The following is a 22,602-nucleotide window of genomic DNA, read 5'->3' as shown; positions in this document are numbered from 1 at the left end:
CCCATCACGAGGATAGGGGGAAAAATGGAGTAAATAGGTTATTTTCCTGAACGGTCGACTTTCCAGAAATCTGTAACAGCTCCTTTGGAGGCAGAAGACACGGTGTGGGCGTATTTGCCGAGAACACCACGAGAGTAAAGTGGAGGAATGATCGTCGTTTTCTTGCGTTCTTCGATTTCTTGGTCAGAAACGTGCATGGTGATTTCTTTAGTATCTTGGTCAACGGTCACCAAATCTCCAGTGCGGAGGTAGGCAATTGGTCCTCCATCCTGGGCTTCAGGAGCGATGTGGCCGACAACCAGACCATAGGTACCGCCGGAGAAACGACCGTCTGTCAAGAGGGCAACCTTGTCACCCTGTCCCTTACCGACAATCATAGATGAAAGCGACAGCATTTCAGGCATTCCCGGACCGCCTTTTGGTCCAACATAGCGGACAACGACTACATCGCCGTCTACAATTTCGTCAGTCAAGACTGCTTCGATAGCTTCTTCTTCAGAATCAAAGACTTTGGCTGGACCTGTATGGCTGCGGACTTTCACACCAGAAACCTTGGCTACGGCACCTTCAGGAGCAAGGTTACCTTTGAGGATGATGAGTGGGCCATCTGCACGTTTTGGATTTTCAAGTGGCATGATGACATCTTGACCTGGAGTCAAGTCTGCAAAATTTTCCAAGTTTTCCGCAACGGTTTTTCCTGTACAGGTGATACGATCGCCATGCAGGAAGCCATTTTTCAGCAAGTATTTCATAACTGCTGGTACACCGCCGACATTGTAGAGGTCTTGGAAGACGTATTTTCCTGATGGTTTCAGGTCAGCCAAGTGAGGTACTTTCTCTTGGAAATCATTGAAATCTTCCAAGGTCAAGTCAACGTTGGCAGCATGGGCCATGGCCAGCAAGTGGAGAGTGGCATTGGTTGACCCCCCGAGCGCCATGGTGACTGTAATGGCATCTTCAAAGGCTTCACGAGTCATAATGTCAGATGGTTTGATGCCAAGTTCTAGCATGCGGACAACCGCACGTCCGGCTTCTTCGATATCCGCTTTTTTCTCAGGAGATTCGGCAGGATGTGAAGATGAGCCTGGGATAGACATACCTAAGACTTCAATGGCAGAGGCCATGGTATTGGCTGTGTACATACCACCACATCCACCAGGTCCAGGGCAGGCATTACACTCCAAGCGACGGACATCTTCTTCGGTCATATCGCCGTTGTTCCATTTTCCGATTCCTTCAAACACTGAAACCAGGTCAATGTCCTTGCCGTCCAGATTACCTGGCGCAATGGTTCCGCCGTAGGCGAAGATAGCAGGAATATCCATATTGGCGATGGCAATCATGGAACCCGGCATGTTCTTATCACAGCCTCCGATAGCGACAAAGGCATCCACGTTGTGCCCTCCCATAGCAGCTTCGATAGAATCTGCTATGATATCGCGAGAGGTCAATGAATAGCGCATCCCCGGCGTTCCCATGGCAATTCCATCTGCTACCGTAATGGTTCCATACTGTACAGGCCAAGCACCGGCGTCCTTAACACCTTCTTTGGCTAATTTCCCAAAATCATGCAGGTGGATGTTACAGGGTGTATTTTCAGCCCAAGTCGAAATAACCCCAACGATCGGTTTTTCAAAGCTATCGTCGGTCATGCCTGTGGCACGTAACATAGCACGGTTGGGCGATTTAACCATAGAATCGTAAACAGAACTACGATGACGGAGGTTTTTTGTATTTGATTGTTCAGTCATATCTCTTCTCCTCTTGAATTTTTTCTATTATACCATAGTTTTCCCGCATAGAGTTAGTCATTTGATAAATAATGTGAAATTTCTGACAATTTGTTCATTTAGCGCTTCAAAAAAACAAGAGGTTTCCCACTTGTTTTAGGTTGATATTTTTTGTTTTTTTTCTTCAAAAATGAATAGATGAAGCAAGGCCAGAGCTAGAAAGCCAGCACCTATATACCAATAAGGTTGGTCCAAAGAGGTCGAACGACCTGAGAGATTGATAATGCCACGGAGCAGAAAGCCAGCCGTGATAGTCGCAATGCCGGAATTCCAGAGGTTGTAGGCCGTTCGCGATAGACTTGGCTTGAATAGGAGCAGCCCCGTGAGCAAAATGCCGCCAATCAGAGGGATGCAGAAGAGATAGTTCATAAAGAAGGAGACTTCTCCGTAGCCCAATGCTTGATAGATTCTGCTAAATATGAAGAGGAAGATGCTGCCGGTCAGGTAGCTGATCAGTGTGCGCGAAGTACGACTAGATTTAGTAACCGATGTAAACAATATCGCTCACCGCCCTTTCTGAGATAGTGTTGCCATTTGTTGTAGGCTGATTGATGACTTGACCGTTGAAATAGAGGGTAGAAGATCCGCCACCGTCCAGGTTGTAGGCGGTTTTGGCACCATATTCCTGCATCACTTGTGCCAGTTGATAGAGGGAGAGACCCTCACTTTCAGAAGTTCGTCCGTCTGCCACCACGATGATATAGTGATTTTCATCAATGATACCAATAGCTGTGCGAGGGTTGTAGGCCATTGCACGACCGACTTCTGTGGAAGTATCGACGACGATTTCTCCGTTTTCGACCAAGGAAGGTCCGAAGGCTAATAAGTTGACAACACCCTGGTCCACCAATTCCTGAGCGGAAATCTCATCTTCATAGACGATACCAAATGAACCGTCAGCATAGATAGCCAAATCTCCGTAGGAGGCATTGTCTCGGACAGTATCTCGGTAGACGGTTCCATTTTTGATTACATAGCCGGTCGCATTCGCTCCGTAATAATCGCCGTTGACTGCTAAAATGGCATTGTTGGCTGCTGCAGTTTCAGAAGTTTTGGCCGTTACATTGGTTCCGTAGGTATTTTGCGCCAAGGCAGTTTGCAGGTATTCTGGCGAGCTGACCTGAATATCTGCCACGTACACCGTCGTGTTATCTTTGCTTATGGTTTGGAGCTGGATTTGAATATTATCATCTGAGTAGCTATTTTCTGTCACGTCGGCTGAAGTTGGTGCCGCTGTGGATGATGTCGTAGTCGTATTACTACTGGCGACTGTCGCAATGGTTTCTGACAGGACAAAGGTCTTGAGCATGGAGTAGGTAAATCCGCTGGTCAAAAGGAGACCAAAGACGGAGGCGTAGGCAAAGGGTTTTTTAAGCCATTTCATGGGAAAATGAGTTCCTTTCATTGAAAATAATATGTTTTTGAATATACCAAGAGAAGAAAAAGAGGGAGAGGCCAACTGTGATTTTCACCAAATAAAGATTCAAGCCAAACAGTTGGTAGAAAATATAAATCAGAGAGGTGTCGCAGATGAAGAGGGCCAAAGCTAGGGTCAAATAACCGAGGCTAGTAGTTTGGACGCTCTGCTCGCTTTGAAAGACCAACTTTTTATTGAGGTAATAATTGGATAGAGAGCTGATAACACGAGCCAAGCCATTGGCAATGAGGATATGAATACCCGAGGGCAGAGCAGTCAAACTTGCGATAAGCAGGGCATAGGCACCGTAGTCTACCAGAAAGCCGCCCAGTGAGGCCAGGGCAAATTTGAAGAGGTTTTTGTAGATGAGTAAGCCGTCCTTGATAGGTCGGAAATGCGAGCTAGCATTATCATCTATATAAATGGTCTGAATGGGAACCTCGGTAATGGGGAACGCTTGGCTAGCTTGAGTCAGCATATTCATTTCGTACTCATAACGTTGGCCTTCGATTTTCAGCATAAAGGGCAGGAGCTTGGAATGAAAGGCGCGTAGACCAGTCTGGGTATCGCTAACCTTGACACCAGTTTGAAGTCGGAAGAGCAGACGGGTCAGCTTATTACCAAAACGACTGCGGAAAGGCACATCATTGCTAAATTGACGGACTCCCAGAACCAAGTGATTGGGCAAATTCATAGCAGCCCGGGCCACTCTATCCATATCGTTGACGGAGTGCTGGCCGTCCGCATCAGCTGTTAAGATGACAGAATTGGAGTCACGTTCTTGAATATATTGAAAAGCAGTTTTTAAGGCCTGCCCTTTTCCTAAATTACGCTCGTGGTGAAGAACGGTTGCGTAGGAACTAGCTTGCTCGATGATGGCTTTCGAAGCTTCAGTGCTTCCGTCGTTAACTACAATAATCTTGCAATTGAGCCGATGCTTTAAAGCGTTCAATAGCTCCAGTAATTTCTGATCTGGCTGATAGGCGGGGATGATGACATAATACATGGGAATACCTCGTTTCGTTTTTTGCTATACACCCACTATAGAGGAGTTTTCTGAAAGAAATCTGAAAATAACCTACATCTTGATTTGACTTAAGTTTGGTTTAAGATTTCGGCTTGAAATAAGGAAAACGAACAAATGTAGGAATTTTCAGAATATTCCTTGACATTTAAGTTCCATGTGTTATGATAGTAGATACAACATTGCAGAGAGGAGGAATACATGTGCAAGAAATCCAATTAGATCAACCGCGTTCAGGTTCCTATTTAATCTTAGATAGCTTGCATCAATTGGGTGTGGACCTGGTCTTTGGCTATCCAGGTGGGGCAGTCCTCCCCTTATATGATGCTATCTATCAATACGAGGGGATTCAGCACGTCTTGGCTCGTCACGAACAAGGAGCGGTCCACGAGGCGGAAGGCTATGCCAAATCATCAGGAAAGGTGGGCGTAGCCATCGTCACATCTGGACCAGGGGCAACTAATGCCATTACAGGGATAGCGGATGCCATGGGCGACAGCGTGCCTCTTCTGGTCTTCACAGGACAGGTTGCGACGCGCGGTATCGGTAAGGATGCCTTCCAGGAGGCCGATGTCATTGGTATGACCATGCCGATCACCAAATACAATTACCAAATTCGGGACACAGCAGATATTCCTCGAGTGATTACAGAAGCCTATCATATTGCGACCACAGGCCGTCCAGGTCCAGTAGTCATAGATGTGCCAAAGGATATCCAGGAAAGAATTGTTGAAGCCTATCACGATCCGACGGTTCATTTGCCAAGCTACCAACCAACGGTAGAGCCAAATGGTTTGCAGGTCAAGAAAATTCTCCAGCAGCTCAGTCGGGCCAAAAAGCCAGTGATTTTGGCTGGTGGTGGGGTTAACTATGCAGAAGCCCAGGAAGAATTGATTGCTTTTGCAGAGAAATACCGCTTGCCTGTTGTTTCAACCCTGCTTGGGTTAGGAGCCATGCCGATTGAACACGAATTAGCCCTAGCTATGGGTGGCATGCACGGAACTTACTCAGCCAATATGGCCATGAATGATGCGGATTATATTATCAACATCGGTGCCCGCTTTGATGATCGCCTGACGGGAAATCCGACAACCTATGCGCCTAATGCGACTATTGCGCACGTGGACATTGACCCAGCAGAGATTGGCAAGGTCATGAAGACAGCAATTCCAGTAGTCGGAGATGCCAAAGCGACTTTACAAGCCCTGTTGAAATGCGAAACCGTTGAGACAGACTATGCTGACTGGACGGAGCAGGTCTTTAACAACAAGCGTCGAGCACCTTTCTGGTATGAGGAAGATGCCAACTTTATCAAGCCACAAGCAGCTATCGAGCTGATTGGTCAATTGACAAATGGCGATGCTATCATCGTGACAGATGTGGGACAACACCAGATGTGGGCGGCTCAATTCTATCCTTACAAGCACCAGCGCCAGCTGATTACTTCGGGCGGCATGGGGACTATGGGATTCGGAATTCCAGCAGCAATCGGCGCTAAACTAGCCAATCCAGACAAGGAAGTTGTAGTCTTTGTCGGTGACGGTGGTTTCCAGATGACCAACCAGGAATTGGCTATCCTCAATGGCTATGGTGTGCCCATCAAGGTTGTCTTGATTAATAACCATTCCCTGGGTATGGTTCGTCAGTGGCAAGAATCCTTCTATGAAGAACGTCGCAGTCAGTCAGTCTTTGATGCAGAGCCAAACTTCCAGCTCCTAGCGGAAGCCTATGGTATCAGCCATTACAGTTTTGACAATCCGGCGACCTTGGCAGAAGATATGAAGGTCATCTTGGAAAACAAACCAATGCTGATCGAGGTCCATATCTCCAAAGCTGAACATGTGGTACCAATGGTACCGGCCGGCAAGAGCAATGCGGAAATGTTGGGGGTGAAGTTCAATGCGTAGAATGTTAACAGCAAAATTACGAAATTCTTCAGGTGTCCTCAACCGCTTTACAGGTGTCCTATCCCGGCGCCAAATCAATATTGAATCCATTTCAGTCGGCCCGACTGAAGTTGCAGGTATTTCTCGGGTAACGGTCATCGTTGATGTTGCGACCATGGACGAAGTGGAGCAAATCATCAAACAGCTCAATCGCTTGATTGATGTGGTCCGTGTGCGAGATATTACTGATATTCCGCATTTGGAACGGGAAGTTCTCCTTGTCAAGATTGTCGCTCCGCCTGCTAAACGGGCAGAAATCTTGGCCATTATCCAACCCTTCCGTGCCAGCGTCGTTGACGTAGCACCCCACTCTATCACCATTCAAATGACTGGTGATGGCGATAAAATTGAAGCCCTCCTGCGCGTTATTCAGCCCTATGGGATTAAGAATATTGCAAGGACGGGGGCGACTGGTTTCAGTCGTGACTAACCTAGTCACTCACTTGTCTTTTACTTCGTCGTTAGCTCGGCTTGGCATACCTCAGTATAGCCTTCGCCTCACTGCCTAGAATTAAAAGAAAGTTGAGCAACTAAGGATGCACATGATAGACAAAATTACAGAATGTTCATTATCTTTGAACATCCGAATTTATAAATAAAAAAATAGAAAAGAGATTAACAAATGGCAGTAGCAATGCAATATGAAAAAGATGTAACAGTTCCAGCACTTGACGGTAAACGTATCGCCGTTATCGGTTATGGTTCACAGGGCCATGCCCATGCGCAAAACTTGCGTGATACAGGGCACGATGTTATCATCGGCGTGCGTGCTGGTAAGTCATTTGACAAGGCTAAAGAAGACGGTTTTGAGACCTTTGAGGTAGCTGAAGCAGCTAAACAAGCTGATGTTATCATGATTTTGGCTCCAGACGAAATCCAAGCAGACCTTTACAATGAAGAAATCGCTCCAAACTTGGAAGCGGGAAATGCCCTTGGTTTTGCCCACGGTTTCAACGTTCATTTTGAATTTATCAAGGTACCAGCAGATGTGGATGTCTTCATGTGTGCACCGAAAGGACCAGGTCACTTGGTTCGCCGTACCTTTGAAGAAGGCTTCGGTGTGCCAGCTCTTTACGCTGTCTATCAAGACGCTACTGGTAATGCTAAACACATCGCTATGGACTGGGCAAAAGGTGTTGGTTCAGCCCGTGTTGGACTTTTGGAAACAACCTTTAAAGAAGAAACAGAAGAAGACTTGTTTGGTGAGCAAGCAGTGCTCTGCGGTGGTTTGACAGCTCTTATGCAAGCAGGTTTTGAAGTCTTGACTGAAGCTGGCTATGCACCAGAATTGGCTTACTTTGAAGTATTGCACGAAATGAAACTCATCGTTGACCTTGTTTACGAGGGTGGTTTCAAGAAAATGCGTCAGTCTATCTCAAACACTGCTGAATACGGTGACTACGTATCAGGTCCACGCGTGATTACTGACCAAGTTAAAGAAAACATGAAAGCTGTATTGGCAGACATCCAGTCTGGTAAATTTGCTAACGACTTCGTCAACGACTACAAGGCTGGTCGCCCACAAATGGAAGCCTTCCGTAAAGAAGCTGAAAACCTTGAAATCGAAAAAGTCGGTGCAGAACTCCGTAAAGCAATGCCATTCGTAGGCCGCAACGACGACGATGCGTTTAAGATTTATAATTAAAATAGTCCGGGGGACTATTTTAACCCGAGCTTGACAACAAGAGAGCGAGGTTAGCCTACGGATAGGCTATTCTAGCCCTCGCTTAGAAACTAGAAAGCGAGGACAGGGGAAGTTTGTCTACCGACAAACCCTATCTCCAACCTTCAACAGTTCCCCAAACTGTTGAAGCTCAATCTCGAAATCGTAGAGTTAGGTAACTCTACTTGAATTAGAAGTTTCGGGATTCTGTTCAAAGAATAGTAAAGAGCTGGCTTGCCAGCTCTTTTGACCATTCTGAAAAAATAAAAAATATTTGTGAATTTTGATTATAAATCCTATGTTTATTTCAGGATTTTTGGTACAATATTTATAATAGAAAGAAATAAGTGCAATATGATTTCAGCAAAGAATATCGAGCAGGCCTATTCTGTTCTCAAAAATGTGGTGGTTAAGACACCGCTAGATTATAATCGTTACCTGTCAGAGCGTTATGGAGCCGATATTTATATCAAACGGGAAAACGAGCAGCGGGTCCGTTCCTTCAAGATTCGAGGGGCTTATTACGCTATTTCCCAATTGACGGATGCGGAAAAAGAGCGAGGGGTTGTCTGTGCTTCAGCGGGCAACCATGCCCAGGGAGTAGCCTATACCTGCCAGGAAATGCAGATTCCTGCTACAATTTTCATGCCCATTACAACGCCGCAGCAGAAGATCGGTCAGGTCAAGTTCTTTGGTGGGGAATTTGTGGACATTCGCTTGGTGGGTGATACTTTTGATGAATCGGCTCAGGCTGCTCAAGACTATACCCAGGAAAGTGGAAAAACCTTCATCGATCCCTTTGATGATGATAATGTTCAGGCAGGTCAGGGGACTGTTGCCTACGAAATCTTGGACGAGGCCCAGGAACAATCGATTGATTTTGATCAGATTTTGGTTCCCGTTGGTGGTGGTGGTCTGATTGCAGGTGTTTCGGCTTATTTGAAGGAACAGGCACCAGGCATCAAGATTGTAGGTGTTGAGGCTAGCGGAGCACGTTCGATGAAGGCTGCTTTTGATAAGGGAAGACCTGTTAAGCTGGCTGAAATTGACAAGTTTGCGGACGGAATTGCTGTTCAAAAGGTCGGTGCAAGCACCTACGAAGTTGCTCGTAAACATGTAGATAAGCTGATTGGTGTTGATGAGGGGTGGATTTCAGAAACCATTCTGGACCTCTATTCTAAATTGGGAATTGTCGCTGAACCGGCTGGTGCTGCGACAATTGCTGCACTTGAGGTTGTCAAGGACCAAATCAAGGGGCAGACCATCTGTTGTATCATTTCAGGTGGTAACAATGACATCAACCGCATGCCAGAAATGGAAGAGCGAGCTCTGATTTACGAGGGAATCAAGCATTATTTCGTCGTCAATTTCCCCCAACGGCCGGGTGCCCTGCGCGAATTTGTAAACCATATTCTCGGACCGAATGATGACATTACACGGTTTGAGTATATCAAGCGGGCCAATAAGGGAACAGGTCCAGTTCTCATCGGGATTGCTTTGGGCGATAAGAATGACTATGCGGACTTTATTCAGCGCTTGGAAGATTTTGACCCACAATATATCAATTTGCACGAAAATGATTCACTCTATAAAATGTTGGTGTAAGATGCTAGCTTAGGAGGTTATTATGGCACCTATATTGTTTATGTTTACTCTCTTATTCGTCCTGCTTCTGGTCTTGATTTTGATTATTTCTGGCCTCTATGTGGTCAAGCAGCAGACGGTGGCTATTGTCGAGCGGTTTGGTAAGTACCAAAAAACGTCTACCTCAGGGATTAACTTTAAAATTCCTTTCGGTGTGGATGTCATTGCAGCTCGTATTCAGCTTCGGATGTTGCAAAGTGAAATCGTGGTTGAGACAAAGACCCAGGATAACGTATTTGTGACTATGAATGTGGCGACCCAATACCGGGTCAATGAAAATAACGTCACAGATGCCTACTACAAGCTCATGCACCCAGAGGCTCAAATCAAGTCCTATATTGAGGATGCCCTGCGCTCATCTGTGCCTAAATTGACTCTGGATGAATTGTTTGAGAAAAAAGATGAGATCGCCCTGGAAGTGCAGAAGCAGGTGGCAGAAGAGATGTCCACCTACGGCTACGTCATTGTCAAGACCCTGATTACCAAGGTTGAGCCAGATGCAGAGGTCAAGCAATCCATGAACGAAATCAACGCAGCCCAGCGGAAACGGGTTGCGGCACAAGAATTGGCAGAGGCAGACAAGATAAAAATTGTCACTGCTGCAGAGGCAGAAGCTGAAAAAGACCGCCTGCACGGTGTGGGTATTGCCCAACAGCGTAAGGCTATTGTTGACGGCTTGGCAGATTCTATCCGTGAATTGAAAGATTCCAACGTCAGTATGTCAGAAGAGCAGATTATGTCTATCTTGTTGACCAACCAATACTTGGATACCTTAAATAATTTTGCACAAGGAGGTAATAATACAATCTTCTTACCGGGCAATCCGGAGGGTGTTGAAGACATTCGCACTCAAATATTGTCAGCTCTTTCTGTCAAATAATTGGTAAAAACCGAATACTTTACTTGACAAAATGAGCATAGCTGTATTATACTTAATTGCACGAATAAAAAGGAAAGGGGTTTCTCATGACTAGTTACGAAAAAGTTGCCGCAGTTGTAAACTGGGTACGTGAAAAGAAAATCACTGGTTACCGTATCAGTAAAGAGACCAACGCTCGTGAAATGTCAGTTATCGCTCTTGCACAAGGACGTGCAAAAATCGACAACATCTCATTCGCGACAGCTTTGGGCTTGATTGATTTTTACGACAAAAACCATAAAAAATTTGAAAACTAATCTAGGTAAACTTACCTAGACAAACAAGGGAGAGAGGTCTATGCCTCTCTTTTTTATTTGAAAAGCAGTAAAAAAGCGCAAAAAATCACCACCTGTACTATACTGTTATTGAAATTTTTAAAGTTTAGGTGCTAGAACTGTTGCCTCAGTCCTAGCGCCTTTTCTTTTTGATTTTAGTTGAGTATAATACCGCAATCGGAGGAGTAGAGTAGGATGGAAAAAGTGGGTCAACAAGATGTGCCCTGAAGGCAGTGACTCCCAGGCTTCATACTGTGGCAACAGGGGCCTGGTTTGCTTTTGAAGTGTATAGAGCCCAAAAAAAAATACCAGCTAGAGCTGGTATAAAGGTTTAACCGAGGAAACGTTTCAAGAATTCTTTGGTTCGTTCTTCTTTTGGATTTTCGAAGATTTGTTGAGGTGTGCCTTCTTCGGCGATGACGCCCTTGTCCATGAAGATGACACGGTCTGAAACGTCGCGGGCAAATTCCATTTCGTGGGTCACGATGACCATGGTCAAGCCAGACTCGGCCAATTCTTTCATGGTTTTGAGAACTTCACCCACCATTTCTGGGTCAAGGGCAGAAGTTGGTTCGTCGAAGAGAATAACTTCTGGATCGACTGACAGGGCGCGTGCAATGGCTACCCGTTGCTTTTGTCCACCAGAGAGCTGGCTTGGTTTAGCGGCCCAGTATTGCTCAGTCATGCCGACCTTGTTGAGGTTGGCTTTGGCAATTTTCTCTGCTTCAGCGCGGTCACGTTTGAGAACGGTCGTTTGGGCCACGATAGCATTTTCCAAAACATTGAGGTTGTTGAAGAGATTAAAGGATTGGAAAACCATGCCTAATTTCTCACGGTAGGTGGTCAGGTCATAGCCCTTGGCCAAAACGTCTTGACCGTGGTAGAGGATGGTGCCTTCCGTCGGTGTTTCCAAAAGGTTGATAGAACGGAGGAAGGTTGATTTTCCAGAACCGGAAGAGCCGATAATGGAGATAACCTCGCCTTTTTCAACGGTTACTGAAATGTCCTTGAGGACTTGGTTTTGACCGTAGGATTTTTTCAGATTCTTGATTTCCAGGATGGTATTAGACATGTGGAACCTCCTCTATTTGCATTTGGTTGGCACCTGTCGTGTAATTGTCCATATCGAAACGTTTTTCAACAGAACGCAGGATGCGGGTTACAGTGAAGGTCAAGATGAAGTAGATAATGGCAATCACAGTAAAGGTTTGGAAATATTGGTAAGTCTGGGTCGCGACAGTATTTCCTGAAAAATAAAGCTCAACCACAGAGATAACGTTGAGGACAGATGTATCCTTGATATTGATGACAAATTCGTTACCAGTAGCTGGGAGAATGTTGCGGATAACCTGTGGCAAGACAATCTTACGCATGGTTTGGTTGTGGGTAAATCCAAGCGCAGTTGCTGCTTCAAATTGCCCCTTGTCAACAGCGAAGATACCACCGCGGACAATCTCACTCATGTAGGCACCAGTGTTGATAGAAACGATGAAAATAGCTGCCAGAGTGCGGTCTAGGTTAAGCCCAAAGGCCTGGGCGGTACCGTAGTAGATAACCATAGATTGTACAATCATTGGGGTACCACGGAATACCTCGATGTAGATATTAATCAGCCAACCGAGAACTTTTTGTCCCATAGCAGCGACCTTGTTTTCAGCTTTTGGAGCAGTGCGGAAAACACCAATCAAAAGACCAATCAGCGTACCGATGATGGTACCCAAGATGGAAATCAAGAGGGTCATACCAGTTCCGCGTAGGAGTTGTTGCCAGTTGTTGACGATGATGTTCCAGACCTGTGTAAAGAAGCTTGGTTGCGCGTCGGTTGCTTCTTCGACCGGCTGATTTTCAATCATATTGTCCATCAATGCAACTTGGTCGTCTTCAGAAATGGTCGCAAGGACTTGGTTGACCTGTGCAATTCGTGCATCATCCTTACGCATACCGACTGCAATGGTCACGTCCTCGGCATTGGTTTCAAAACCTTCTGAAAGCTCGACCATCTTGAAAGCCTTATTAGCAGCCTCAGCGGTACGGCCTTCCGGACGCTCAGACACGTAGGCATCAATAATACCAGCCTCCAGAGCCTGACGAATTTGCGAGAAATCCCCCATGGCTGTCTGCTTGTTTGCGCCTTCGATCTGGTCAATCAGGTCGTAGAGGTAGACACCTTGTTGCGCAGTGATTTTTGCACCTGCAAAGTCAGCCAGTTTGCTGGCTGTTGCATATTGACTATCTGCACGAACGACCAATGTCGGAGTGGAAGTGTAGTAGCTGTCAGAAAAGGCGATTTCTTTCTTGCGCTCTTCTGTTGGGCTCATCCCGGCGATGATCATGTCAATCTTACCAGAAGTCAATGCTGGAACCAGACCTTCCCACTTGGTTTTGACGACCAAGAGTTCCTTGTCCATGGATTCTGCAATCTTTTTGGCGATTTGCACGTCGTATCCGTTAGCGTATTGGTTGGTCCCTTCGATAGGAGCAGCACCGTTACTGTCGTCTTCCTGGGTCCAGTTGAAAGGTGCATAGGCAGCTTCCATCCCGACACGCAGGTATTCATCTGCACGAACGCCTGTAGTGACTGAAAAAACAGCCAGCAGGGTCAGCAGGAAAATACTGAGTTTATGTTTCATAATATCTCCTTATAAAATGTATTGTACCATTGTATAAAAAATTCTGAAAAATTTCAATACGATTGCTTTTTTATTCACAATTATTGTATAAATGTTCTTTGAGCGATAGCATCAAACTATATTTGGCTCTTTATTTCTCTCATCTTTCGTGGTATAATGTCTAAAGTATTTAGAGCATGATTGGTTTTAAAAAATTAAAAGTATCTTTTATAAAAAAGTCCCTGGCGAGCAAGTTATCTCTTTCCTACGGTATCACTCGCTGGTCAATGCAGGTTATTAAAAGGAGTATCCAATGTTTATCGAATTATTGAAAGCCATTTTTTTAGGCATTGTTGAAGGAATTACGGAATGGTTGCCAGTTTCCTCTACTGGTCATTTGATTTTGGTCCAGGAATTTATTAAGTTCAACCAGTCGGATAGCTTTGTGGAGATGTTCAACATTGTTATCCAGTTGGGGGCGATTTTGGCTGTTATGACCATCTATTTCAATCGCCTTAATCCTTTTCAGCCTGGCAAAAGCAAGCGTGAGATTCAGTTAACCTGGCAGCTATGGGCCAAGGTTGTCATTGCTTGTATTCCATCCATCTTGGTGGCCCTGCCCTTTGATAGCTGGTTTGAGGCCCACTTCAACTTTATGGTGCCCATCGCCATTGCCTTGATTGTCTATGGTATTGCCTTTATCTGGATTGAAGAGCGTAATAAGAGAGTCCAGCCTACAGTGACGGACTTGGCGTCCCTGCCTTATAAGACGGCTCTGTTTATCGGTCTCTTCCAGGTTTTGGCCATTATTCCAGGGACTAGCCGTTCTGGGGCGACGATTTTGGGGGCCATTATTCTTGGGACCAGTCGTTCGGTGGCGGCCGACTTTACCTTCTTCTTGGCTATTCCCACCATGTTTGGCTATAGCGGGCTCAAGGCGGTCAAATATTTTATCGACGGCAATACGCTCAACTTTGAACAGGTCTTGATTCTCTTGGTCGCATCGGTAACGGCCTATCTTGTTTCTGTCGTTGTCATCCAGATGCTGACAGATTATGTGAAGAAACATGATTTTACAGTGTTTGGTTACTATCGGATTATCCTGGGGGCCATTCTATTGGTTTATTCTTTCTTGAAGTTTATTTCCTAAAAGCAGGCTGTCCTGCTTTTCTTTTGTTTTTCCGACGGCAATTTAGTATAATGGTGAGAGATTTGTATGAGAATGTGGCCTATTTGTTGGAAAATCTAGGCAGATGTATGAGGTAAGTATGAAAGTAAAACAAATTAGTGATTCGACCTTGAAAATCACTATTCTATTAGATGATTTGGAAGAAAGAGGCATGGAGATTGCGGATTTTCTTATGCCTCATGAGAAGACGGAGGAATTCTTTTATTCTGTTTTAGATGAATTGGAGTTGCCCCTGACATTTCGAGAAAGTGGCATGCTCAGTTTTCGCGTAACGCCCAAGCCTGACAAGGTCGATATTTTTGTAACCAAGTCAGAGATTGATAAGCACATCAACTTTGAGGACTTGGCTGACTTTGACAATCTCGATGAGGTCAGTCAGATGACGCCGGCGGATTTTCTTCAGTCTTTGGAGAAAAACCTGAAAGATAAGAGCGCCTATGACAAGGATGCGGTACGGCGTCTGGCAGATATAGAGGCTGAAGAAGAGGCAGAACCCTATATCTACTACGTTCTGCACTTTGATCATTTGCACGAAGTGGTTCAATTCGCCCAGGCCATCGATGTGGATTTTGAAGAATCAGAGCTCTACAAGATGAACGATGACTACTTTATGACTGTCCTCTTGGATGTGAGTAACCGTTCCGCAGATTATCCAGATTACCTCCTGTCTAGAATGTTGGAGTACACGGACGACTCTACCGTGACCCGTCCTGTTCTGCAGGAGCATGGCCAGGTCTTGTTGTCTCTGGCCGCTGTTGAGGAATTGAAGAAGGTAAGTCTTGCATGATGCCTTTTGCTTTGAAATATGTCCTCATCCTGATTGGAACCTTGATTACCTCGGTCATTCTGACGCCTTTGATCCGTTTTCTGGCTTTTAAAATTGGGGCGGTGGACCATCCAAATGCCCGCAGAATTAATAAGGTACCCATGCCAACGGCTGGTGGCCTAGCTATTTTTATCACCTTTTCGGCTGCGGTTCTCTTCTTTCTACCGCAAATCGTTACCTATGTGAGCTATAAGGGAACCTATTTTGACTACGTTCTTCCTCTTGTTCTTGCAAGTGGTATGGTGGTGGTGACAGGGTTAGTGGATGATATCAAGGAGCTCAGTCCTTTGCCTAAATTCCTTGGGATAACAGCTGCGGCCCTGGTCATTTGGTTCTTCACGGATTTTCATTTTGATGCTTTTAAATTGCCTTTCGGTGGCCCCTATATTGAGTTTCCGATCTGGTTGTCCTTTTTCCTCACCGTGCTCTGGATTGTAGCCATTACCAATGCGGTCAATTTGATTGACGGCTTGGACGGGCTGGTTTCAGGGGTATCGATTATTTCGCTGACTACCATGGGCCTGGTCTCCTATTTCTTCCTAGTGGAAAGCGAGATTTATTTGACCTTGACCTTGTTTGTCTTGGTTGTCGCGATTGTCGGGTTTCTGCCCTATAATTACAATCCGGCCATTATCTATCTTGGTGATACGGGAGCCCTCTTTATTGGCTTCATGATTGGTGTTTTGTCCCTCCAAGGTCTGAAAAATTCGACCGCAGTAGCTGTTGTGACGCCTATGATTATTCTGGGAGTACCGATTACAGATACGGTTGTGGCCATTATTCGTCGAACCCTGTCGGGCAAGAAAATTTATGAAGCAGACCGGATGCATCTCCACCATCGCCTCCTGTCCCTGGGCTTGACCCATCGGGGAACAGTCTTGGTTATCTATGGGATTTCCTTTTTATTCTCATTGATTTCCCTCTTGTTCAATGTATCCAGTCGTGTCGGCGGTGTATTGTTGATTTTATCTGCAGGATTTGGCCTGGTTCTCTTTTGTGAACTCATCGGTATTTTCGGTGAAAATCGAACACCCCTCCTCAATCTTCTGCGCTTTATTGGCAACAGTGGTTATCGACAGGAACGGGTGGCTGACTGGAAAGAAAAACGAATTATTCGGAGAAATCAGAAGAAAGATTAAGTCTAGGAACATGGAAAGAGCCGATTGGCTCTTTTTTTGATATACTAGGATAGATACTGTTCATTAAAATTTCCAGACAATGAGATTTTAAATGCGTCAAGGGGGGCTGCTAGGGCAGTTTTTCTCAGCATGTATAAGGGACAGGACAGAAAAATAAAGGAGCATACCATGTCAGTATTAGAAATCAAAGACCTTCATGTGGAAATTGAAGGCAAAGAAATCCTCAAGGGTGTAAATTTGACCCTCAAAACAGGTGAAATTGCAGCCATCATGGGACCAAACGGTACCGGTAAATCAACCCTTTCAGCAGCCATCATGGGCAATCCAAGCTACGAAGTGACGCAAGGGGAAGTCCTCTTTGATGGTGTCAATATCTTGGAATTGGAAGTGGATGAGCGCGCTCGTATGGGTCTTTTCTTGGCCATGCAGTACCCATCTGAAATTCCGGGTATTACCAATGCAGAATTCCTCCGTGCAGCTATGAATGCTGGCAAGGAAGACGAGGACAAAATCAACGTCCGCGACTTCATCACCAAGTTGGATGAGAAAATGGAGCTCCTCAATATGAAAGAGGAAATGGCTGAGCGTTACCTCAACGAAGGTTTCTCTGGTGGTGAGAAAAAACGCAATGAAATCCTGCAATTGCTCATGTTGGAGCCAACTTTTGCCCTTCTGGACGAAATTGACTCAGGTTTGGATATTGACGCCCTCAAGGTCGTATCAAAAGGCATCAACGCTATGCGTGGCGAAGGTTTTGGTGCCATGATTATCACCCACTACCAACGCCTGCTTAACTATATCACTCCTGATGTGGTCCATGTCATGATGGAAGGTCGTGTCGTCCTGTCAGGCGGCCCTGAATTGGCGCAACGCTTGGAAAAAGAAGGCTATGTTAAGGTAGCTGCTGAGCTTGGCATCGACTACAAAGAAGATGACATTTAAGTCTTTGGAGGAACCTATGACCAAAGAATTGATACAAGAATTTTCACTCCAACAGGCAGAGCCAACATGGTTGACAGACCTACGTTTGGCGGCTTTTGGGAAAATAGCAGAGCTGGACTTGCCAGTTATCGAGCGGGTAAAATTTCACCGTTGGAATTTGGGTGACGGCAGTTTAGCCATCAACGATGCAGTCGGAAACGTACCGGATTTCACAGCTCTAGGTGATAATCCTATGCTGGTGCAAGTCGGTAGCCAGACGCTTTTGGAACAATTACCAGCAGACCTTGTCGAAAAAGGAGTAGTCTTTACAGACTTCACTTCGGCTTTGGAAGTCATTCCGGATGTCATCGAGAAATACTTGGGCTCAGCAGTAGCCTACGACGAGCACAAATTGGCTGCCTACAATACAGCCTATTTCAACTCGACAGCCGTTCTTTACATTCCGGATAATGTTGAAATTGACCAGCCTGTCGAAGGTATTTTCTACCAAGACGCGACAAGTGGCGTGGCTTTTAACAAGCGCGTACTGATTATCGCAGGCAAGAACACCAAGCTCAATTATTTAGAACGATTTGAGAGCCTTGGCGACGACGCGGTGAAAACCTCTGCCAACATTGTGGTCGAAGTGATTGCCCAGGCAGGAAGCCAGATTAAGTTCTCAGCCATTGACCGCTTGGGGCAGCACCTGGATACCTATTTGACTCGCCGTGCGACCATTGGCAACGATGCCAGCGTGGACTGGGCCATTGGCCTCCTTAACAAAGGAAATGTCGTCGCTGACTTGGATGCAGACCTCAAGGGAAATGGTAGCCATGCTAATCTCAAGGTGGTCGGCCTGTCAGCTGGCCGTCAGGTTCAGGGTGTCGATACCCGCGTGACTAACTACGGCAATAATTCGGTCGGTCATATCCTGCAACACGGGGTTATTTTGGAAAGTGGTACTCTTACCTTCAACGGTATTGGACACATTATTCGTGGTGCCAAGGGAGCAGATGCCCAGCAGGAAAGCCGAGTCCTTATGCTGTCTGACAAGGCGCGTTCCGACGCTAACCCAATCCTTCTCATTGATGAGAATGAAGTCACGGCCGGTCACGCAGCTTCTATCGGTCAGGTGGACCCAGAGGATATGTATTATCTCATGAGCCGTGGTTTGGATCGCGCGACAGCCGAGCGTCTGGTCATCCGTGGGTTCTTGGGAGCTGTTATCACAGAAATCCCAGTCAAGGAAGTCCGCGACCAGATGATTGCTGTGATTGAAGATAGCTTGTCAAAACGCTAAGATGAAACAAGGAAAGATTCAAGTTACATTAGAACTCCTTGCCAAGTCGGATTGGGATGCGTTTATCCTGGCAAATCAAGTATCGTTTAACTTCGGAGCTTTGGAAGAATTTGGAGAACGCCATGCCTTCTTCGAGGAGGAAGGCCAGGTCATAGCGCGTGAAACAGTTCTCATGTCTTTGGAACATGGACAAGCCTACTGGATAGTACTGGAAAATCAGCGAGTAGGCGGCCTTGTTCTCATCTTAGATGGTGAACAGGGAGAACTAGAAACCCTGTTTACTTCACCAGAAGTCCATGGCCGAGGTATTGGATTTGCGGCCTGGCAAGCGGTGGAAGCGACCTTTCCACAGGTCAAGGTTTGGCAAACCATCACACCTTACTATGACCAATGCAATATCCATTTCTATATCAATCGATGCGATTTTCGCATTGTTGAATACTTCAATGCCTTCCATAAAGTGATGTTTTTGGAAGGGAAAGGGGATCAGGATATGCTGGAACAATTTCCACAGGGAGTTTTTCGCTTTGAAAAAGGATAAGGAAGTGAGGGATAGTCATGTTAGAAGAGTGTAAATTAGATTTTCCCATTTTAGACCAAATTGTTAATGATGAGCCGCTGGTTTATCTGGATAATGCCGCAACGACGCAAAAGCCGCAGCAGGTATTGGATGTCTTGGCAGACTATTACCAGAAGGACAATGCCAATGTCCACCGCGGAGTGCATACCTTATCTGAGCGCTCGACGGCCCGTTATGAGGCGGCACGCCAGACGGTAGCTGATTTTATCCGTGCCAAGTCTAGCAAGGAAATCCTCTTTACCCGAGGAACGACGACGGGGATCAATTGGGTGGCTCAGTTTGCTAGAGATCTTCTCCAAGCAGACGACGAGGTCATCATTTCGGTTCAGGAGCACCATTCCAATATCATTCCTTGGCAGCAGGCCTGTCAGAAAACAGGGGCCAAGCTCCGCTATGTTACCTTGAAAAATGGCGAGCTCGACATGGACGTCCTGAAGGAAGTCCTGTCTGAAAAGACCAAGTTTGTCTCTCTAGCTCATATTTCCAATGTTTTGGGCTCAGTTGCGCCCATTAAGGAAATAGCAGAGCTGGTGCACGCGGTCGGTGCCTACTTGGTAGTGGACGGTGCCCAATCAACTCCGCATATGGCTATTGATGTGCAGGATTTGGACGTAGATTTCTTTGCCTTCTCAGGGCACAAGATGTTGGGACCAACTGGTGTTGGCGTCCTCTATGGCAAGCAAGAACTGCTAGAACAAATGTCTCCTGTTGAATTCGGGGGTGAAATGATTGAATTTGTCTATGAACAATCTGCAACTTGGAAGGAACTGCCTTGGAAATTCGAAGCGGGGACACCTAATATTGCGGGTGCTATCGGACTTGCAGCTGCCATTGATTACTTAAATGACATCGGCATGGAGCATGTCCAGCAGCACGAGGAAGAATTGATTGCTTACATCTGGCCAAAATTGCAGGCCATTCCCGGCTTGACCATTTACGGTAGCCAGGACGTCAGTAAGCGGACAGGTTTGATTGCCTTTAATCTGGATGATTTGCACCCACACGATGTGGCGACCGCCTTGGATTATGAAGGCGTTGCTGTTCGAGCAGGTCATCATTGTGCCCAACCGCTTCTCAGTTATCTGCAGGTGCCGGCGACTGTTCGGGCAAGTTTCTATATTTACAATACCAAGGCTGACTGCGACAAGCTGGTCGATGCCTTGCTCAAAACAAAGGAGTTTTTCAATGGCCCTATCTAGGTTAGACTCGCTCTATATGGCCGTTGTGTCAGAGCATTCCAAATCTCCTCGCCATCATGGTAGCCTCTCAGGAGTCGAAAAGCTTGAATTGCACAATCCCACCTGCGGCGATGTCATTGAATTGTCTGTCAAAATCGAGGATAATGTCATCACAGACATTGCCTTTGATGGTGTTGGCTGTACCATTTCCACAGCCTCGGCCTCTATGATGACAGAGGCCGTTCTCGGAAAGAGTCTGGACCAAGCCCAAGAACTGGCGGAAGTCTTTTCTCAAATGGTCCAAGGTCAGCAAAACGACAAGCAAAAAGAATTGGGAGATGCCGCGCTTCTAGCGGGTGTTGCCAAATTCCCACAGCGAATTAAATGTGCGACCCTATCCTGGAATGCCCTCAAAAAGGCAATGGATAGACATGTCAGCTAAGAATAAACAAATAATACAGAAAGGATTGTTTGGTTTAGTTAAGTAAACTAAACTGAACAGGCCCAAGATTTATAGGGCTGAGTATCTTAATTATGTCAGAAGAAAGAATTGAACCAACCCCGATTGATCTTGGGGAATACAAATTTGGTTTCCACGATGAAAACGTTGAGCTGGTTGCCTCGACTGGTAAGGGGTTGAGCGAAGAAGTCATTCGCGAAATGTCTCGTATCAAGGGCGAGCCAGAATGGATGCTGGAATTCCGTCTCAAGTCCTATGAGACCTTCAAGAAAATGCCTATGCAGACCTGGGGTGCAGACCTATCTGAACTGGATTTTGATGACATTGTTTATTATCAAAAACCATCGGACAAGCCAGCCCGCAGCTGGGATGATGTACCGGACAAAATCAAGGAAACCTTTGAACGCATCGGTATTCCTGAGGCTGAACGTGCCTACCTGGCTGGTGCTTCTGCCCAGTATGAGTCTGAGGTTGTCTACCACAACATGAAGGAAGAATATGACAAGCACGGCATCATCTTTACCGATACCGATACTGCTTTGAAGGAGCATCCAGAGCTCTTCAAAAAATACTTTGGAAAACTTGTCCCGCCTTCAGACAACAAATTGGCTGCCCTTAACTCTGCCGTTTGGTCAGGTGGTACCTTTATCTACGTACCAAAAGGCGTCAAGTTAGATATTCCACTTCAAACCTATTTCCGTATCAACAACGAAGGAACAGGTCAGTTTGAACGCACCCTCATCATCGTGGATGAAGGAGCAAGTGTTCACTACGTCGAAGGCTGTACAGCGCCGACCTATTCGACGGCTAGCCTGCACGCTGCCATCGTGGAAATCATTGCCCATGAAGGTGCCTACATGCGCTACACGACCATCCAGAACTGGTCTGACAATGTCTATAACCTCGTAACCAAGCGTGCTCGTGCAGAGAAAAATGCTACGGTCGAGTGGATTGACGGAAACCTCGGTGCCAAGACGACCATGAAATATCCGGCCGTTTATCTGGAAGGCGAAGGTGCGCGTGGTACTATGTTGTCCATTGCCTTTGCCAACAAGGGTCAGGTCCAAGACACGGGTGCCAAGATGATTCATAATGCTCCACGCACTTCATCATCTATCGTGTCTAAATCCATCGCCCGCGGTGGCGGTGAGGTTAACTATCGCGGTCAGGTCACATTTGCCAAAAACTCGGCAAAATCTATCAGCCACATCGAGTGTGATACCATCATCATGGACGACATTTCCAAGTCGGACACTATCCCGTTCAACGAAATCCACAACTCACAAGTGGCCCTGGAACACGAAGCCAAAGTCTCAAAAATCTCAGAGGAACAACTCTATTACCTCATGAGCCGCGGCCTCTCCGAATCCGAAGCCACCGAAATGATTGTCATGGGCTTTGTCGAACCATTCACCAAAGAACTCCCAATGGAATACGCAGTCGAACTCAACAGACTGATTGCCTATGAGATGGAGGGGAGCGTTGGCTAATTTGTGTAGCTCCACATAGCTAAGAAGCTATTTGGAGCACACAAATGCCAACGCTCGTTGGAAATAGAGAGCGACGGCAGTCGCTCTTCTTTGTAATCTTATAACAATTCCATTCCTTCCACGCTCGTCGTTTTCTGTAAGAAAACGATATGTAGCTAGAAGTTTCGTAGAAACTCTCTCCAACTGAAGTTGGAAATAAGGACTTGTGGTAGCGAGTCCACATTATAATAGA

General features: G+C 46.1%; 21 protein-coding genes. 15 read left to right on the top strand and 6 right to left on the bottom strand.

Going from position 1 to position 22,602, the window contains the following annotated elements; translation table 11 throughout:
- Positions 1 to 38 precede the first annotated feature (38 nt).
- The 4 genes from ilvD to AB1F57_RS11705 form a co-directional block, all read right to left on the bottom strand.
- The gene (gene ilvD / locus AB1F57_RS11720; RefSeq protein WP_174852613.1) at positions 39 to 1,751 is read right to left on the bottom strand and encodes a dihydroxy-acid dehydratase; all 1,713 of its coding nucleotides are present in this window, start codon (positions 1,749 to 1,751) and stop codon (positions 39 to 41) included.
- 135 nt (positions 1,752 to 1,886) lie between these two features.
- Positions 1,887 to 2,288: a hypothetical protein gene (locus tag AB1F57_RS11715; protein ID WP_105137677.1), complete on the bottom strand. Its 402-nt coding sequence runs from the start codon at positions 2,286 to 2,288 to the stop codon at positions 1,887 to 1,889.
- A complete protein-coding gene (locus tag AB1F57_RS11710) occupies positions 2,269 to 3,174 on the bottom strand; it encodes a phosphodiester glycosidase family protein (RefSeq protein ID WP_170239365.1) in 906 nt (301 codons plus the stop codon). Before AB1F57_RS11710 ends, AB1F57_RS11715 begins: the two co-directional genes overlap by 20 nt.
- Positions 3,161 to 4,213, bottom strand: coding sequence for a glycosyltransferase (locus tag AB1F57_RS11705; protein WP_367985771.1), 1,053 nt, complete (start codon positions 4,211 to 4,213; stop codon positions 3,161 to 3,163). The genes AB1F57_RS11710 and AB1F57_RS11705 overlap by 14 nt, the downstream gene beginning before the upstream one ends.
- 221 nt (positions 4,214 to 4,434) lie before the next feature.
- On the opposite strand from AB1F57_RS11705, the gene AB1F57_RS11700 reads away from it, so the two are divergent.
- The 6 genes from AB1F57_RS11700 to AB1F57_RS11675 all read left to right on the top strand — a co-directional run bounded on the left by AB1F57_RS11700 (position 4,435) and on the right by AB1F57_RS11675 (position 10,660).
- Positions 4,435 to 6,138, top strand: coding sequence for an acetolactate synthase large subunit (locus tag AB1F57_RS11700; protein ID WP_167785188.1), 1,704 nt, complete (start codon positions 4,435 to 4,437; stop codon positions 6,136 to 6,138).
- A complete protein-coding gene (ilvN, locus tag AB1F57_RS11695) occupies positions 6,131 to 6,607 on the top strand; it encodes an acetolactate synthase small subunit (protein WP_105137673.1) in 477 nt (158 codons plus the stop codon). Before AB1F57_RS11700 ends, ilvN begins: the two co-directional genes overlap by 8 nt.
- Positions 6,608 to 6,799: 192 nt before the next feature.
- Positions 6,800 to 7,822, top strand: coding sequence for a ketol-acid reductoisomerase (gene ilvC / locus AB1F57_RS11690; protein ID WP_105111536.1), 1,023 nt, complete (start codon positions 6,800 to 6,802; stop codon positions 7,820 to 7,822).
- A gap of 372 nt (positions 7,823 to 8,194) precedes the next feature.
- Positions 8,195 to 9,445: a threonine ammonia-lyase IlvA gene (gene ilvA, locus AB1F57_RS11685; protein ID WP_105111537.1), complete on the top strand. Its 1,251-nt coding sequence runs from the start codon at positions 8,195 to 8,197 to the stop codon at positions 9,443 to 9,445.
- A gap of 40 nt (positions 9,446 to 9,485) precedes the next feature.
- On the top strand, positions 9,486 to 10,364 hold the full coding sequence (locus tag AB1F57_RS11680; RefSeq protein WP_105137729.1) for an SPFH domain-containing protein: 879 nt from the start codon (positions 9,486 to 9,488) through the stop codon (positions 10,362 to 10,364).
- Between the two features lie 86 nt (positions 10,365 to 10,450).
- Positions 10,451 to 10,660: a hypothetical protein gene (locus AB1F57_RS11675; RefSeq protein WP_024391394.1), complete on the top strand. Its 210-nt coding sequence runs from the start codon at positions 10,451 to 10,453 to the stop codon at positions 10,658 to 10,660.
- A gap of 349 nt (positions 10,661 to 11,009) precedes the next feature.
- Here the strand turns inward: AB1F57_RS11675 and AB1F57_RS11670 are convergent, their stop codons facing one another.
- Together AB1F57_RS11670 and AB1F57_RS11665 are read right to left on the bottom strand one after the other, a co-directional pair.
- Positions 11,010 to 11,750, bottom strand: a complete 741-nt coding sequence (locus AB1F57_RS11670; protein ID WP_105111539.1) for an amino acid ABC transporter ATP-binding protein — start codon at positions 11,748 to 11,750, stop codon at positions 11,010 to 11,012.
- Entirely contained in the window at positions 11,743 to 13,308 is a 1,566-nt protein-coding gene (locus tag AB1F57_RS11665) for an ABC transporter substrate-binding protein/permease (RefSeq protein ID WP_170239360.1), read from the bottom strand. The genes AB1F57_RS11670 and AB1F57_RS11665 overlap by 8 nt, the downstream gene beginning before the upstream one ends.
- Before the next feature lie 292 nt (positions 13,309 to 13,600).
- Between AB1F57_RS11665 and AB1F57_RS11660 the strand changes: the two genes are divergently transcribed.
- The 9 genes from AB1F57_RS11660 to sufB all read left to right on the top strand — a co-directional run bounded on the left by AB1F57_RS11660 (position 13,601) and on the right by sufB (position 22,370).
- Positions 13,601 to 14,437 carry an undecaprenyl-diphosphate phosphatase gene (locus AB1F57_RS11660; protein ID WP_367985770.1) on the top strand — a complete coding sequence of 279 codons (837 nt, stop codon included), beginning with the start codon at positions 13,601 to 13,603 and terminating at the stop codon, positions 14,435 to 14,437.
- 118 nt (positions 14,438 to 14,555) lie between these two features.
- Entirely contained in the window at positions 14,556 to 15,263 is a 708-nt protein-coding gene (gene mecA, locus AB1F57_RS11655; protein WP_167785190.1) for an adaptor protein MecA, read from the top strand.
- Positions 15,260 to 16,441, top strand: coding sequence for an MraY family glycosyltransferase (locus AB1F57_RS11650; protein WP_167785191.1), 1,182 nt, complete (start codon positions 15,260 to 15,262; stop codon positions 16,439 to 16,441). Before mecA ends, AB1F57_RS11650 begins: the two co-directional genes overlap by 4 nt.
- A gap of 168 nt (positions 16,442 to 16,609) precedes the next feature.
- Entirely contained in the window at positions 16,610 to 17,383 is a 774-nt protein-coding gene (gene sufC, locus AB1F57_RS11645; RefSeq protein ID WP_105111544.1) for a Fe-S cluster assembly ATPase SufC, read from the top strand.
- A 16-nt stretch (positions 17,384 to 17,399) separates the two neighbouring features.
- Complete coding sequence (gene sufD, locus AB1F57_RS11640) at positions 17,400 to 18,662, top strand: Fe-S cluster assembly protein SufD (RefSeq protein ID WP_167785192.1); 1,263 nt, start codon at positions 17,400 to 17,402, stop codon at positions 18,660 to 18,662.
- A 1-nt stretch (position 18,663) separates the two neighbouring features.
- On the top strand, positions 18,664 to 19,203 hold the full coding sequence (locus AB1F57_RS11635; protein ID WP_167785193.1) for a GNAT family N-acetyltransferase: 540 nt from the start codon (positions 18,664 to 18,666) through the stop codon (positions 19,201 to 19,203).
- A 17-nt stretch (positions 19,204 to 19,220) separates the two neighbouring features.
- Positions 19,221 to 20,441 (top strand): cysteine desulfurase, encoded by a 1,221-nt coding sequence (locus tag AB1F57_RS11630; protein ID WP_170238718.1) that lies wholly within the window; start codon positions 19,221 to 19,223, stop codon positions 20,439 to 20,441.
- The gene (sufU, locus tag AB1F57_RS11625) at positions 20,428 to 20,862 is read left to right on the top strand and encodes a Fe-S cluster assembly sulfur transfer protein SufU (RefSeq protein ID WP_105137665.1); all 435 of its coding nucleotides are present in this window, start codon (positions 20,428 to 20,430) and stop codon (positions 20,860 to 20,862) included. Before AB1F57_RS11630 ends, sufU begins: the two co-directional genes overlap by 14 nt.
- A 92-nt stretch (positions 20,863 to 20,954) precedes the next feature.
- Positions 20,955 to 22,370 (top strand): Fe-S cluster assembly protein SufB, encoded by a 1,416-nt coding sequence (gene sufB / locus AB1F57_RS11620; RefSeq protein WP_024379508.1) that lies wholly within the window; start codon positions 20,955 to 20,957, stop codon positions 22,368 to 22,370.
- The last annotated feature ends 232 nt before the right edge of the window (positions 22,371 to 22,602 follow it).

This window comes from Streptococcus nasisuis, assembly GCF_040836615.1.
Classification (GTDB): Bacteria; Bacillota; Bacilli; order Lactobacillales; family Streptococcaceae; genus Streptococcus; species Streptococcus suis_V.
This window is presented reverse-complemented; position numbering and strand designations above follow the sequence as displayed.